General features: G+C 62.2%; 13 protein-coding genes. 9 read left to right on the top strand and 4 right to left on the bottom strand.

Features of this window, described 5'->3' with window-relative positions; translation table 11 throughout:
* The first annotated feature begins 45 nt into the window (after nucleotides 1-45).
* The 4 genes from ACQP06_RS28305 (at nucleotide 46) to ACQP06_RS28290 (ending at nucleotide 3,290) form a co-directional block, all read left to right on the top strand.
* On the top strand, nucleotides 46-1,419 hold the full coding sequence (locus ACQP06_RS28305; RefSeq protein WP_433667634.1) for a cytochrome P450: 1,374 nt from the start codon (nucleotides 46-48) through the stop codon (nucleotides 1,417-1,419).
* Between the two features lie 30 nt (nucleotides 1,420-1,449).
* On the top strand, nucleotides 1,450-2,241 hold the full coding sequence (locus ACQP06_RS28300; RefSeq protein WP_433667633.1) for an SDR family NAD(P)-dependent oxidoreductase: 792 nt from the start codon (nucleotides 1,450-1,452) through the stop codon (nucleotides 2,239-2,241).
* Nucleotides 2,238-2,750 carry a MarR family winged helix-turn-helix transcriptional regulator gene (locus ACQP06_RS28295; RefSeq protein ID WP_433667631.1) on the top strand — a complete coding sequence of 171 codons (513 nt, stop codon included), beginning with the start codon at nucleotides 2,238-2,240 and terminating at the stop codon, nucleotides 2,748-2,750. The genes ACQP06_RS28300 and ACQP06_RS28295 overlap by 4 nt, the downstream gene beginning before the upstream one ends.
* A 345-nt stretch (nucleotides 2,751-3,095) precedes the next feature.
* Complete coding sequence (locus ACQP06_RS28290) at nucleotides 3,096-3,290, top strand: ferredoxin (RefSeq protein WP_433667629.1); 195 nt, start codon at nucleotides 3,096-3,098, stop codon at nucleotides 3,288-3,290.
* A 158-nt stretch (nucleotides 3,291-3,448) separates the two neighbouring features.
* Here ACQP06_RS28290 and ACQP06_RS28285 read toward each other — a convergent pair whose 3' ends face one another.
* Entirely contained in the window at nucleotides 3,449-3,988 is a 540-nt protein-coding gene (locus ACQP06_RS28285) for a hypothetical protein (protein WP_433667627.1), read from the bottom strand.
* A gap of 30 nt (nucleotides 3,989-4,018) precedes the next feature.
* Between ACQP06_RS28285 and ACQP06_RS28280 the strand changes: the two genes are divergently transcribed.
* On the top strand, nucleotides 4,019-4,195 hold the full coding sequence (locus tag ACQP06_RS28280; protein ID WP_433667626.1) for a hypothetical protein: 177 nt from the start codon (nucleotides 4,019-4,021) through the stop codon (nucleotides 4,193-4,195).
* Between the two features lie 1,261 nt (nucleotides 4,196-5,456).
* Here ACQP06_RS28280 and ACQP06_RS28275 read toward each other — a convergent pair.
* Nucleotides 5,457-6,353: a TIGR03619 family F420-dependent LLM class oxidoreductase gene (locus ACQP06_RS28275; protein ID WP_433667624.1), complete on the bottom strand. Its 897-nt coding sequence runs from the start codon at nucleotides 6,351-6,353 to the stop codon at nucleotides 5,457-5,459.
* A gap of 5 nt (nucleotides 6,354-6,358) precedes the next feature.
* The gene (locus ACQP06_RS28270; protein WP_433667622.1) at nucleotides 6,359-7,561 is read right to left on the bottom strand and encodes a cytochrome P450; all 1,203 of its coding nucleotides are present in this window, start codon (nucleotides 7,559-7,561) and stop codon (nucleotides 6,359-6,361) included.
* Nucleotides 7,562-7,711: 150 nt separating this feature from the next.
* Here ACQP06_RS28270 and ACQP06_RS28265 point away from each other — a divergent pair, with 150 nt between their 5' ends.
* The 4 genes from ACQP06_RS28265 to ACQP06_RS28250 all read left to right on the top strand — a co-directional run bounded on the left by ACQP06_RS28265 (nucleotide 7,712) and on the right by ACQP06_RS28250 (nucleotide 12,565).
* Entirely contained in the window at nucleotides 7,712-8,980 is a 1,269-nt protein-coding gene (locus tag ACQP06_RS28265) for a cytochrome P450 (RefSeq protein WP_433667620.1), read from the top strand.
* Nucleotides 8,981-9,034: 54 nt separating this feature from the next.
* On the top strand, nucleotides 9,035-9,844 hold the full coding sequence (locus tag ACQP06_RS28260; RefSeq protein ID WP_433667619.1) for an acyl-CoA thioesterase domain-containing protein: 810 nt from the start codon (nucleotides 9,035-9,037) through the stop codon (nucleotides 9,842-9,844).
* Between the two features lie 1,058 nt (nucleotides 9,845-10,902).
* A complete protein-coding gene (locus ACQP06_RS28255; RefSeq protein WP_433667617.1) occupies nucleotides 10,903-11,859 on the top strand; it encodes an AraC family transcriptional regulator in 957 nt (318 codons plus the stop codon).
* A 274-nt stretch (nucleotides 11,860-12,133) separates the two neighbouring features.
* Nucleotides 12,134-12,565, top strand: a complete 432-nt coding sequence (locus tag ACQP06_RS28250; protein ID WP_433667615.1) for a hypothetical protein — start codon at nucleotides 12,134-12,136, stop codon at nucleotides 12,563-12,565.
* Between the two features lie 408 nt (nucleotides 12,566-12,973).
* Here ACQP06_RS28250 and ACQP06_RS28245 read toward each other — a convergent pair whose 3' ends face one another.
* The gene (locus ACQP06_RS28245; protein ID WP_433667613.1) at nucleotides 12,974-13,684 is read right to left on the bottom strand and encodes a histidine phosphatase family protein; all 711 of its coding nucleotides are present in this window, start codon (nucleotides 13,682-13,684) and stop codon (nucleotides 12,974-12,976) included.
* Between the last annotated feature and the right edge of the window lie 315 nt (nucleotides 13,685-13,999).

Raw genomic sequence — 13,999 nt, 5'->3', positions numbered from 1 at the left:
GTTGGAACCGAACACAATATTCTGATCATCGTGAATTGAGGAGAGATGAGTAAAGCTTCATCGGTAACTCAAAGTCATACGGCCCAAAATCGGCCGCCGGGACCAAGTTTGGCGACCCTGTTGAAGTTGGTTGTGGCCAGGCGTCGGGAAACGTACGCGGTCATACCCGAGGTGTCTCGCCGGTACGGCGATGTAGTCGACCTGCCGGTGCCGGGACGCGATAACCCACCGGTGACATTGGTCAGCCACCCGGATCACGTCGACCACATCTTGGTCCGGCACCATCATCGCTATGTCAAAGGCGAGTCTTACCAGGAGCTCACGGACGGTCAACCGCTGTCGTTGGCGTTCTTGGAGGGCGAGGACTGGAGACAGGTTCGCCGACCGCTCAACCCTCACTTCACGGAACAGGCGTTGGAGCGAATCACCCCCAAGCTGACATCAGGGGTCACTGCCCGTGTCGATGCCTGGGCGAAGTACGCCGATACCGCGGATTGGATCGATCTCGAGCATGAACTCGGCACCGTCGTCCTGGACGGGTTGATGCGCGCGGTATTCGGAGTGATCATGGCGACCGGGGAGCTGGACAGCTACGTCCGGTCTGCACGGGATTTCAGCCGCTACGCCGCGAATCGCTCCATGATGCATGATCTCCCGGCTTTCCTTCCGCGCCCTTTTCAGCGACGGGGACAAGCCGGACTTGCCGCCGTACACGTCGATCTCGAGAGGTTCATCGCACAGCGGAGAGCGGACGGCTCAGGCGCAGAGCCGGATCTCCTGGACACTCTGTTGGAGATGAGCTTCGACGAATGCCCGCATTTGCAACAAGCCAGGCTGCTCTCGGAAGTGAGTGGCATGATTTTCGCCGGATTCGAAACCACCACTGAAGCCATAGCCTGGACACTCGCCCTGATGCTTTCCAACCCGTCGACGCTCGAGCGCGCATACAAGGAGGTCGATTCGATCGGCGGAGCACCGATCGGGTACGCAAATGTGGGGCGCCTTTCGTATCTCAAGGCATGCTTCGATGAGGGGCAGCGTATCCAATCGTCGATGGCCAACATGCGCACCGCGATCGAGGACGACGAGATCGGCGGATATTTCATTCCCAAGGGCTCCCGAGTCCTGTTCTCCGCGTACGGAATCCATCGCGATCCCCGATTCTGGAACGAACCGGACAAGTTCGAGCCGAATCGCTTCCTCACAGACAAGATCAACAGGAACGCTTACCTCCCTTTCAATGCCGGTCCGCGAAAATGCATCGGGTTCCGTCTCGCCAATATGGAGGCCCTGTCGACACTCGCGGTGATATTGCAGCGGTACACATTCCAACTCCGTGAGGGCTGGGAACCCCGGCATCGGATGCGTATCATCACCTCGCTTGCGGGTGGGCTACCAGTGCAGATCAGGACTCGCTAATCAACGGAACAAGGCGTAGACGGTGATAATATGGATCTGAAACTTGCTGGTAAACGGGCACTTATCACTGGATCGAGCAGTGGACTGGGTGAGGCGATCGCACTGTGCCTCGCGAAGGAAGGAGCCGTCGTCGTCGTGCACGGGCGGGATTCGTCCAGAACGGCGGCGGTGGCAAAGGTAATCCGTGAAGCAGGCGGCGAGGCGAGTACCACGCTCGGCGATCTCGGTACAGACGTCGGAGCAGAGGTTGTGGTGGCAGATGCGCTGACGGGAGGGCCGATCGACATCCTCGTCAACAATGTCGGCGTCTTCGATCCGTGGGCGACGTGGGCGGACACCACAGCCGAGCAGTGGGCGGAACTGTATAACATCAACGTGATCTCGAGTGCGCGCATGATCCGGCGATTGGTACCACAGATGCGGGCGCGCGGATGGGGGCGCGTGATCCAGATCAGCAGCGTCACCGGCGAAATGCCGACCGCCACGCAACCTCATTACGCCGCAGCGAATGCTGCGCGCAATATTCTCTCCCGCTCACTCGCCCGGGAGTTGAAGCACTCGGGTGTCACGTCGAATGCCGTTGCGGCGGGCGGCATTCGTACCCCTGGCTCGCTGAATGCTCTGCTCGCCATGGGCAAGGCACAAGGCTGGGGAGACACGCTCGAGGAGATCGCGCCGAAGGCCTCGCTGGCGCAGAACGACATCGGTCGCGTCGGCACACCTGAGGAATACGCGGAACTCGTCGCTTTCCTCGCTAGCCCGCGGTCGGGCTACATCACCGGCGCAACGCTGCGAATCGACGGCGGGCATTACGACGGATGATCCTTCCCACCGCTGCGTACGCCGATCACGCCAAGCCTGGCACCAGCGATAAGGCGGTCGATGCGTACGAATTGGAGCGCGGCACCACGCGCATCGCGTATCTGCTGACCCGCATGCGCCGACATGGCCTGGCCTGCATCGAAGCGGGTGTAGACGTCAACCGCGCCGCCATGACGGTACTGCGTGTTCTGGCCGACGCCGACTGCCCATTGAGGCCCGGCGAAATTGCCATACGGCTCGACGTCGCAGCCCCGCATATCACTCGTCAACTGCAACTCCTGCAACACGCAGGTTTCATAAACCGGATCGCCGATCCCAACGACGGTCGCGCGCATCTGATTCAAATCACCTACGCCGGACATGAGGTGGTAGACGCAGTCCGGGCCGTCGACCGTCGACATATGGCTGACGCACTCGCCGACTGGCCTGCCGACGACCTCCGACTGCTCGCCCGACTCCACCATCGCATGGTGAACGACCTTCTCCGACACGCTCGACAACACGCATGACGGGATGAATCGACAACCCTGGCGAGCACAGCCAAATCGCCTGTTCGGTCAGGTGGCTGTGAGTTTCGTTTCTCTACTCCCGACAGTTGTTTCGCTATCGAATACTTCATTAGGATATTGCGATGGATGGCTGGCAGGATGCTACCAATATATTGGCCGCTTTCTGCCATTGTTGAGACCAATCCAGATGTCTCATATTTATATATGCTCTGTATGTGACCGACATTCGTTATATCCGTCCATTTCCGTTTTCTTACCTACTCAATCAGCGGAGCGTGCTCGTGGATCGTGAAGGCGGACTTCTGAGCTCGCCCATTTCCCTTCCGGTCGGGTGGTGAGATCGATATGAAGCTTGTTGTCGGTCAGACCTGTACTGGTCACGGCGTTTGTGAAGGCATCCGGCCTGATCTGTTCGAAGTGGGAAGCGACGGTCAGGTGCGTCGATTGACCGATGCCATCACCGAAGCCGACCTCGAAGACGTCGAGTACGCTATCGGACAATGCCCGGCGCGGGCACTAGCGCTGATTCATCAGCCGTAGTTCGTGGCAGCAGCATGCCCGTACGTAGGCGCGGAACTGCTCGGTCGAGCGGGAATGTCCTGGCGGACAACACTTCTCTACCGGCAGTTCCGCTGCCCCATTCACCACCCATTCCGCGTGACACACCCAAGCCGCACACCGATTGCGCGGTTTTGGTACTAGTTGGCCACGGACGTGACTGTCCGCAGCGAGTCTTCGGCCGGTGCTTTGAGTAGACCGAGCTCCATCGCACGAGCACCGATCTGGAATCTGGTCGCAACACCTAGGCGAGCCATAATGTCGGCGACATGGCGGCGATAGGTGCGCACCGACACCGCGAGCCGACGCGCAGCCAACTCGTCCGTCAATCCGAGATCGAGCGCACCCAGCACCGCCAGCGTGATCGGGTCGAGCTCCGACCGCCGCAGAGTCAGATGGGCCGGCAACCCCGGTGCCGACTCCCAGAGCACCGTGGCGAACTGATGCAAGACCCGCAACAAGTCCGTATCGCTGACCACGAAGCCATAGGGACGCTCCTCATCCGTGCCACCCCAGACGGCCGCGATCTGCCGATCGATAATGATCATATTGTCGAAGTTCGCTTCGGAAACCCTGATCTGATCGCGCAACTCCGGTTGCTCGCGCAACGATTCGTGATCACGAGTCGTTGTATAGCGCTGGGAGAAGAGTAAGCGAACCTCCTTGCCGGTCGAGAGCATGTCGGCAACTAGTCGCCGACCCTCCCGATAATGCGGCTGAATCCGCAACGGACTCGCGACCGCCAGCAAAGCCTCCTGGTGACCACGTTGGAGAAGCTGATGCAGATTGCACTGCCAGCCTTCCCCTGGTCGCAGCCGAATCACATTCCCGTCGTTCTCACGAGCGTCATGGTGCTCAGCTATCGCATGATCGAGCAGCCGACGTGACTCCGCCAATAGCCACCCGATATCCGCGGAACCCTGATCAGCAAGTCGGACACCAGTTTCAGTGCTTACATCAGTAGCTGAATACATCGCCACGCTCCCCTCCGTTGTTCACAGTAGATCAGTGACGGCTCTGGCGCACTTTCGGCGGTGGTCGGGGCTGGTTGACGCCATGAGTCCCCACTGGGTCAGGCGGATGACGTTGTAGGGCTTGCTATTTCGGGTAATTGCCATTGACCAGAGAAGGTGTTCGGATAGCGGACGGTGGGTGGCGCGGGCCAAGGCGGCAACGCGCCTGGCGGTGTGTGCGAGTTCACAGCTATCGCAACCGAATGGCGGCAGACCTGTCGCTGAACGTCCGGTCGGTGTTCACGTGGGTGCGTGTCCGTCCGTCGCTCTACTGTGATACCGCAGTGCTGCAATGCATTTCGCGATCGGATTCACAGAGTTCGCGAATGCTACCAGCGCAGCACTGCCCGACTGGCCGCGGTGCAGGTGCTGCCGCGTATCCCCGTGCCGCAACGGCCTGTCCTCGAGGATCGAGCGTTGACGATCTCAAGAATCTCCGCTGAAACCAGTTGCTGCACAGCGCTTCCCGCTTGTCCGCTTTGAACGCTCGAGACATGGCTACATGAACACCAGTGCAAATCAGCGACCGCTGGCATCTGTGGCGCGTACCGGCCTGGGCGGCGACGGGCCGAAGCGGCAGACATTGAACCGCGAGACAACAACTTTGAACCACTGCCGCGCGGTTCACAACCTGCCGGTCGCACCGCCCGCCGCCCCATCGAGCCTGCCTGACCGATCCCTACCGCGCCCACCCGCATCAACGCCGCGAAGCCGCCCCGGTGATGCACCGTGTTCCACGAGATCAAAGCTCTCGGCTACATCGGGCGGCATCGATCTGCCGCACAAGAACCTGAACCAGGACCGTGCCGAGTGCTGCTGGCCGATGCCCGCGACGGAGCATCATCTCTGGGAGCTCGAGCAAACCCACCGATGGCATTCGGCCGGATTCCGCGGGCCGCCAGCGATCGGGTCAGACGTGTCCATTTCGGTCGATTGCGCCACCCGTAATGAGTTCTGAATAGGCAGTTTTCGACCGCGGTCAGCGCGGCGTTCCATTTCTCGGCCTATTCCTGCTGGCTGGTGCCGGGCGGGGTCCAGGCCAACCGCCTTCTTCTCTGCTTCAGTGAGCCTGTACGTAAGTGCACAGGATTCGCAGCGCCACGGCGATCGGCGGCTCCGAAGCCACAGGCAGCATCTATCCGCAGCGCTGCAGCAGACGCAGCGCAACGCCGGTCATCGTCTCGAGATCGTCGCCGACTTGCAGCAGTTCGATGAGGAAGTGGTCGAATCCGGTGACCTTGGCGGTGGTTTCAACCGTGGCCAGTATCTCGTCGTCGCTGGTGCCGCGGGCGACGTTCACGCGGACCACGGTGGCGATCGACGCGGGGTCGCGGCCAGCTTCCTCGGCGGCGCGGTCGATCTGCGTGCGCAGCTCCACCAGGTGCGCGTCCGTCTCTGGCTGGCCCGGCTCGGACAGCATCGGGAGCCAGCCGTCGGCGCGGTGCCCAATGCGGGTGAGCGCGGCGGGTGCGGTACCGGACAGGTGAATCGGCGGGTGCGGGCGCTGCAACGATTTCAGTTCGCTGCGATGCTCGGGCACCGAGACGTACTTGCCGGTGTAGCTCGCCGGGTCGTTGGTCCAGATGGCCTTGAGTGCATCGATCATCTCATCGAGGCGCGCCCCGCGTTGGCTGAATGGCACGCCCGCCGCTTCGTATTCGTCCGGCGACCAGCCGATCCCGAGACCGGTGTCGAGGCGCCCGTTGCTCGCCACCTCGAGCGTGGTGAGCGAACGCGCCAGCATGGCAGGCTTGTACAGGGGAGCTATCAGCACATTCGTGCCAAGGCGCACCCGGTTTGTCGCAGCCGCCGCGAGCCCGAGGACCACGAACGGGTCCAGGACCGAGTTGAACAATGCGGGAATGGTCGATGATCCGCCGTAGCCGATTTTCGGGTTCGTCGCAGCGATCAGCCGCTCCGCCACCCATAGACTGTGCGCCCCAGCCCGCTCCAGCTCGGCGGCGTACTCCGCGATCCCCGCAGCCTGGTGGGCCTGCGCCCCGATCTGCGGAAGGGAAAACCCGATTTTCATTGACGTCACCACGCGAGCGGAAGGGAAACGAGCGAACTCAGGAGTCCGCCTTCGGTGTAGCGCAACTCGTCCGCATCGCAGTCCAGTCGGAGCGAGGGGAAACGTTCCACCAGCACGCGGAGGCCGATGCGCAGCTCCGCCAGCGCGAGGTTGATACCGAGGCAGGTATGCGGTCCACGACCGAATGCCAGTGTGGGTACCTGCGGGCGATCGAGTTTGACGGTTTCCGGGTCGGGGTACACGGTCTCGTCCCGCAGCCCGGACGCGACGGCGACGACAACGGCCTGGCCTTCGAGGATGCGGCCGGACGGCAGGTCGACGTCCTCGGTGGCCAGTCGCATCGGAAAGAAGGCCCCGAGCTTGGTTGTGCGCAGGAGTTCGTCGACGGCGGCCGGTATGAGGTCTTGGTCGGCGACGAGCTGCTTCCAGAGTGCGCCGTCATCGTCGAGCAGCGTCAGTAGGTGCCTGCCAAGCGAATTCGAGGTCGTTTCGTTGCCCCCCGCGATGGTCGAAGTGACCAGAGTGACGAGCTCGGGTTCGCTGAGTCGGTCGTCGCCGTCGCGCGTTGATATCAGTTTGTCGATCAGGTCTGTGCCAGGGTGGGCTCGCTTGTATGCAATCAGCTCAGCGACGTACCCGGTGAACTCGGTCATCTGCTGAATCCGCTGTTCCAGTGTCATTTTCGCACCAGAGACAAAGGCGTTGGACCAGGCACGGAACTGTGGCGCGTCGCTTTCCGGCACGCCGATCAGCCGCCTGATGATCGTCACGGGCAAGGGAATGCAGAAGTCGGACATGACATCCGCCCGATTTCCGCCGTGATCGAGGGCCTCGGCCAGTTCGGTGGCGACCTGCTCGATCATGGGATGCCAGTTCGCAATGCTCTGGGGAGTGAACGCGGAGGCGATGATGCGGCGTATGCGGCGGTGTTCGGCCCCTTCCATGTTCGCGAACATCGTAGGGTCGTCCAGATAGCTTGGGCCCTCGACAAAGCGCGGCGATCCCGGGGCCGTCATGTTGTGCGAGAGCCTGGTGTCGGCGAGAGCGGCAGCGACATCGGCGTTGCGAACCAGCAGTACAGCGTCGTGTCCGCTCTGCAGGCGAACGGTCCCGAATGGACACGACTTTCGCCGGTCCGCGAACTCCGGAGCGAGCCGCCGTTCGTGGTACGGGAACGGAAATGCCGGGGGCAGATTGATGTCAGTCATATTCGGACCATATATGAATGCAGGACATCCGCATTAGTGTCCGTGTTGGCATAATGCTGCCATTTCGTTGGCAGTATTATGCCAAACGCATCGACGCAACGTGGTGATAACGTCTGCTGTTGGACCAACAGTCGTGAGTGAGGGGGATCTGTGACACAGCATACAAATTCAACGCTACAACCGTATGCCGATCTGACAGACTTGGATTTATTCGCAAACGGGTTTCCCTACGATGAGTTTGCCCGACTGCGCGAACATGATCCGGTGCGATGGCATCCTCCGACCGAATTCACGCCAGGAGGCGAAGGGTTCTGGGTGGTAAGTCGATATTCAGACGTCGTATCGGCGGCCCGGGACATCAAGACATTTTCTTCCAGCCACGGTGGTCCGCGCACCGAAGGTGGCGGAGTGCTGATCGATGATTTACCAGTCGGGCTGGTGGCAGGTGTGCTGCTCAATATGACCGATGACCCGCGTCACATGCATGTTCGGAAGCTGCTCAGCCCGCCCTTTACTTCAAGGGCGCTTGCCGGCCACGAAAACGAACTGGCAGTACGCGCGAAGGCAATTGTCGCTGGCGCCATCGCACAAGGGGAATGCGACTTTTTGCAGGATGTGGCTGCGGAGCTGCCATTGCAGGCGACCGCCATGCTATTGGGTGTGCCGCAGGAAGATCGTCACAAGTTGCTCGAATGGACAGTGGCATCCCTCGATCATGTCGACCGCGATCCCGGCGGTACGAGCCCGTCGCTACATAAATCGATGGACGAAATGTATCACTACAGTGTCGAGCTGCTGAACAGTAAGCGGAAATGCCCGGCTGATGATGTGCTGTCCTTGGCAGTTCATGGAAAAGTTCCGGGCCTGGATGGCGTACCCGCACCACTGACGGAACTTGAGACCTCGACCCTCTTTAGCCTCCTGATCGCCGCCGGTGCCGAGACGACCCGAAACTCGATAGCGCTGGGGATGCAGGCGCTTATCGACCGGCCACAAGTGTGGCATGAGCTTCGTGCCGACCGTGGCCTGCTTTCCGGCGCGGTTGATGAGATGCTTCGCTTCACGTCCGTGAGTACGTACAACCGACGGACCGCGACGCGCGACACTGAACTGGGTGGTGCCCGGATCGCCGCCGGTGACAAGGTCACTCTGTGGTGGGCATCGGCCAACCGCGACCCGGCAGTCTTCAGCAACCCGGATAACTTTGATATCCGCCGCAACCCCAACCCGCACGTGACCTTCGGTATCGGCGGCCATTTCTGCATGGGCGCGGCGTTCGCGCGCATATTGATGCGGCTCGTCTTCAACGAGCTACTTGACCACGTTGCGGAGCCGACAAGTACAGGTCCGCTGGAGTATTCGCGAAGCAACAAGCATGTCGGAGTTCGTCGCATGCCGGTCCGACTTCAGACGACATAAATGAATTCGTCGCACGTTCGAATGGTGCCGCACCCAATCGTAAGGAGCTTCTGAATGTCCGCATACTTCAAGATCGTTGACGGTTGCTATGTTGGAAACAGTTGGGCTGCCAGCCCGTGGCTTCCCACGCAGCTCGGTGGCCACGGTGTCTGCGGCATACTGGCCCGAGAGTTGGAGACACACTCTCCGGGAAAGGATTTCATTCCGGCGCGGATGACTGTCGATCTCCTCAAGCCGGTGCTGAATGAGCCAGTTGTTGTGCAAAGCAGCATCGTGCGCGACGGGAGGCGGGTTCGTGTTGTCGATGCTTCGATCGTGCAACACGGCGTTGTGCGAGTGCGCGCAACTGCCATGTTCCTGGCTATTTCCCAGCAACCGCCGGGAGCGGTCTGGCAGGCGGCCCATCAATTTCCCGCACCGACCCATCGCCTGGATGCGCCAGGGGGAGATGGTCTGCTGTTCAAGTCTGGCGATGCAGATTGGAGCGAAGACTTTGTGGCGGGCCAGAATGATGAGCGCAAGTATTCGTGGCAGAACGTATGGCCGCTGGTGGAAGGCGAGCAAATCACCCCGTTCCAGCGGGCGGCGTTTGTCGCCGACACTTCCAACATGGTGTGCAACTGGGGAACCGAGGGCATCGGCTACATCAATACTGATATGACGATGACCCTGTCCCGACTTCCAGTGGGGCCGGAACTGGGCTTGCTGGCGCAGGATCAGGTTGCGGCCGCGGGGATCTCAGTGGGAACCGCGACAATGTACGACCGGCTTGGGCCGTTGGGAACATGTGTCCTCACCGGTCTCTCCAATGCCCAACACCAGATTGACATGCCCACCTGGATCGCACACTTTGCCGAGGCGTAGCCGCGGAGGAGTGTCGGCGCTCTTCGAACGGCGGCGTGGAGTCGATGCTGGAGCGCCGCCGCTGGGGCACCGAAGCGGCGACGGTGCCAGAGGACCTGCTGCGTCTGCGGACCGGAGGGCTCCCGCATAATTCGCTGTCCCTGTCCGGCACGGACCGTGATGCTTGTAGGCAATGAGCCGGACAGTTAGCGCATGGGTCACGGTGGGCTCGGATTCTCTTGGTGTCGCCGGGCCTTTTCCGGTGGACAGCCCCTGGTGGTCGGAGTCGAGCCGGTCGTCGCCCATTTGCGTCGAACGCTGGGTGTGCCGGTGCTGGTGTTGCGCCTACTGCGTGCCGAAGGCGGGGACGGCAGCCGTGATGGTCACATCGCCTATCACGTGGAGGCTTGCGTTGCCCGGTGCTTAACTCGCTGTACGAAGGTGACCGGGGGGTCTGGCGGTGTTGACCGAACCGCAGGAGTCGCGCGTACCGTGGGCGCGTTACGAACGATGGCGATGGCGAACCCTATTGTCGTCGTGGTTGTTTCCGGCACGGACAGGCGATGCCGAAGCAGCTGTTGTTGCCGTCTGCCGTGCGGTCGTCGGTTGCGAACCGGCGACGAGATTACTGGTCAGCGCCGGGGATTTGGCATCAAATTTGGCATCACGACAGCATGGCAACCATGGGACACAGTGGGATTGGACGGACATCGTGGACAGCGAAGATTCCGTTGACCTGCGCGAGTGGGATGCTGTGGCACGTGAGGGCGGGTGGGGGACGGTGTCCGGTTGGCTCATAACCCAGAGGTCGCAGGTTCAAATCCTGTCCCCGCTACTAAGAGGCGGCTCCGGAACCAATGGTTCCGGAGCCGCTTTGTTTTCGTATACGGGCCCCGCGATGTCGGGGCCGTCGTCGCAGACCGCCCTGCTGGGAACCGCCAGCTCCGATTGGTCGGGTTCGGCTGGTCGCGATCCACTGTCGAGTATGAAATGGCTTGTTGGCCAAGGTAATTGCGTGCTGCGGAGGGCGAAGCTGCTTGCTACATTGAGGCTTGGAGGGGTGGGGGAAGGAATGAACCTTGAATTCGGACTATTGGTGGGACGAGGAATCGCCGGCTGAGTCCGAGACCGTTGCGGAGCGGAGAGACCACTGGCGTGACTACCTGCAGCGTCGGCAGGGGAGTTTCGGCTTGGCTTTCAACGTGCGAGACAGCGGGGGCGACTTCGGTTGGAAGACGCTCGCCCAGGCCGCCGGTGATCTGCAACTCGTGCGATTCTCTTCTGGCCCAGTGCATTACCGTCGAACCGCCCACGATGCCAAGCGCGATGGCGACGATGGCTATCGCCTGATGGTGCCGCTGCAGGGAGAGTTCAAGCTCGCGCAGGGCGACCAAGCCGAGATCTTCGGACCGGGAAAGGTCGCGTTCATTCGCTGGGACCAGCCCGTGGTCATGCGGCAGGATGAGCCGCTGGAATCGCTGATCATGACCGTACCAAGGCATTTGGTCAATCGCGGCCTGGCCGATCCCGCCCCCCTCGCGCTGGATGTGAGCCGCCCACTGGTCCCGATGCTGGTGAACCAGATCGAACAGCTCCACGCCAACCACGGGGCGTGGAACGCGCACGACTTCCGTATCGCATATCGCAGTACGCTTTCGCTGCTCGACGGGCTGCTCGACCGCACTCAGGCGCTCCCGGGGGACCGATACACGTTGGTGGCCGCGCAAGCCCGGGAAACAATGGAAGCCCTCGCCGACGACCGCAGACTGACGCCGGATGTCGTTGCTCGGAAGTGTGGAGTCTCCAGGAGGACGCTGCACACCGCCCTGACGAAATCGGACCGTGTCACACCGGCCGCGCTGCTACGAGAGATTCGCCTCGACCGAGCGCGCAAACGACTGTCGCACCCCGGGACCATCGATATGGGCCAGATCGCCGAGGCGGCGGGCTATTCGTCGGTTCGCCGGTTCAGCTCAGCCTTTCAGCGTCAGTTCGAGCAGACCCCGCGGCAGATGCGCGAACAACTGCTCGGATAGCCGTCGCGTGCGACCGGGTTCGAGCGATCGGATCAGCGGACCCGTCTTGCCGAAATGGGCCACAAACATGCCAGAAATGTCTCGAGTATCGCGGTTAGCGTGATCCCTGCCCAAGGAGGCGGTACCGACAGGTTCTACCGGCCGATGCGGTCTGTGAAAGGCACTTGTGAGCGACAGTTCATCACTCTCGACGGCGGCGGGGGGCAACGGCGCCCCCCGCATCGCCCTCTACACAGAGTCATTCGCGGCCGACCCACACCGCCACTATCGGGCCATGCGTGCGCGATACGGCGCGCTGGCACCCGTGGACCTCGCGCCGGGCGTCCCGGCGACCCTGGTCCTCGGATATCAGCTGGCGGTACGGATCCTCCACGATGTGAACCGCTTCCCGGCTGACCCGAGCATCTGGGAACTCGGCGTCCCGGCCGAGTGCCCGGTCCGACCCATGATGGAGTCGCGGCCGAACGCGATACGCAGTGCCGGGGCCACCCACCAGCGCCACCGGTCGCCGATCACGGCTGCTCTCAGTGGCGTCGATCTGCATCGGGTGCACGAGATCGTCGAGCGTCGGGCCGGGCCGCTGATCGATGGGTTCTGCGTCGACGGGCGCTGCGATGTGGTGAGCCAGTACGCACGGCCGATCAAGGCACAACCGCCTGCCGGTGCTCCTGCAATGAGCAGCACCCGACACGCGCGCGTGTATTGACTTGTCTCGCACGGGATCCGGCTCGGGAGGGCGCGAAGGGGGCATCCTTCCGGGCCTGGTCCCCTATGAGAGGGGTTCGATGTGTCATCGAACCCCTCTCGGTGGTTATTGCACAGTTTCCGCCGGTTCTGGGGTGGGGACGGCACGTCGGGCGCCGGCTACCAGTAGGCCGGTTGTGACTGCGATGGTGAGGTTGCGTCGATCCAGCCACAGCACGGTCAGTCCGACCATTACGAGCCGAATTCCGAAGCCGGCCAGTCGGTGAGGTCGTACCCGAGGGGCCGTTCAGGTCGTCGCATCACTATGAAGGCTGTTGCCGATGTCGCCACGGGGACCCTGGGTTGAGATACGACTGCGCCCCGGTGCCATCGATTGTGTCGGTGACATCCGGGGCGCGGAAGGGGTAGATCAGCCGAGGTCCGGGTGGCCGACCCACTCGACGATCGTCCAGCCCTTCTGCGGGCTGCCCTTGAGGACGACGTGGCCGCCGTTGCGCATCGGATCGGTGCCGAGCTTGCTCTTGTCGGCGTTGCCGGCGTTCAGCATGGACCAGAACATGATGGTGCCGCCGTGCGAGAAGATCACCGGGTTGAGGCAGTTGCGGCGCTGCACATCGAGCAGTGCCTGATCGACGCGGGCGTCGAACTCGTTGCCGTCGATGGAGCCCGGAATCCGTGCGTTCAGGTCACCGGAGAGCCACTTGAGCGGCGCCTGCAGGTAGCCGGACATCGCCTGGGCCTCGGGAGTGCCCTCGTAGTCGCCGGCCTCGATCTCCCGGACACCGGGCTGAATGTTGAGGCTCAGGTTGTGCTTGGCGACGGTCGGTGCCGCGGTCTGCTCGGTACGCACCATGTTGGACGCGAAGGCGCAGTCGTACTTCTTGTCGGCCAGCTGGAGGGCCAAGTTGTCTGCCTGTGTCCGGCCGCGTGCGGTCAGGTCGGGTCCGGGCACCTTGGTGTCGATCAGGCCGGAGACGTTACCGGCGGATTCGGCGTGGCGCACCAGGGTGATGACCATTTCGCCGGCGCTGCTGCCCGAGCTGCTGCCGGAGTTTCCGAGGTCGATATCGGCGGACGCGATGCCGGTGGTAGCGGTTGTGGCCGCGACCGCGGTCGCCATCACCGCAATAAACGATCGAAGAGATCGGATTCGCATGGGTGGGAATGCCTTTCATTGTGGCGAACGCCACTTCAGGTATGCCGAAGTGGCGTGTCGCGTCTCACAGAAGCAGCAATTTGTCCGAATCGACTACGAGGCATCCCATTCATCGGGATCCTTCGCACACCGGACCTGCTCCGACCCGACGAGAGGTCGTGCGGGTCCCCACTACCAGCGAAGCGGCCCGGAACCAACTGGTTCCGGGCCGCTTCGTATTGTCGGCCATCGCTCCGGGAGGGGGCACATGCGCCGCGCCCGTCCGCCTCCGAACGACCC

The organism is Nocardia sp. CA-136227, assembly GCF_050955695.1.
Classification (GTDB): domain Bacteria; phylum Actinomycetota; class Actinomycetes; order Mycobacteriales; family Mycobacteriaceae; genus Nocardia.
Note: the sequence above shows the minus strand (reverse complement) of the source record. Positions and strands in the feature narration are given on the sequence as shown.

Excerpts from the sequence above, each read along its gene's own strand:
- ACQP06_RS28305 (WP_433667634.1), top strand. The coding sequence starts at position 46 with ATGAGTAAAGCTTCATCGGTAACTCAAAGTCATACGGCCCAAAATCGG.
- ACQP06_RS28280 (WP_433667626.1), top strand. The coding sequence starts at position 4,019 with ATGCGGCTGAATCCGCAACGGACTCGCGACCGCCAGCAAAGCCTCCTG.
- ACQP06_RS28270 (WP_433667622.1), bottom strand. The coding sequence starts at position 7,561 with ATGACTGACATCAATCTGCCCCCGGCATTTCCGTTCCCGTACCACGAA.
- ACQP06_RS28300 (WP_433667633.1), top strand. The coding sequence starts at position 1,450 with ATGGATCTGAAACTTGCTGGTAAACGGGCACTTATCACTGGATCGAGC.
- ACQP06_RS28295 (WP_433667631.1), top strand. The coding sequence starts at position 2,238 with ATGATCCTTCCCACCGCTGCGTACGCCGATCACGCCAAGCCTGGCACC.
- ACQP06_RS28260 (WP_433667619.1), top strand. The coding sequence starts at position 9,035 with ATGTCCGCATACTTCAAGATCGTTGACGGTTGCTATGTTGGAAACAGT.
- ACQP06_RS28285 (WP_433667627.1), bottom strand. The coding sequence starts at position 3,988 with ATGCTCTCGACCGGCAAGGAGGTTCGCTTACTCTTCTCCCAGCGCTAT.
- ACQP06_RS28290 (WP_433667629.1), top strand. The coding sequence starts at position 3,096 with ATGAAGCTTGTTGTCGGTCAGACCTGTACTGGTCACGGCGTTTGTGAA.
- ACQP06_RS28275 (WP_433667624.1), bottom strand. The coding sequence starts at position 6,353 with ATGAAAATCGGGTTTTCCCTTCCGCAGATCGGGGCGCAGGCCCACCAG.
- ACQP06_RS28245 (WP_433667613.1), bottom strand. The coding sequence starts at position 13,684 with ATGGCGACCGCGGTCGCGGCCACAACCGCTACCACCGGCATCGCGTCC.
- ACQP06_RS28250 (WP_433667615.1), top strand. The coding sequence starts at position 12,134 with ATGCGTGCGCGATACGGCGCGCTGGCACCCGTGGACCTCGCGCCGGGC.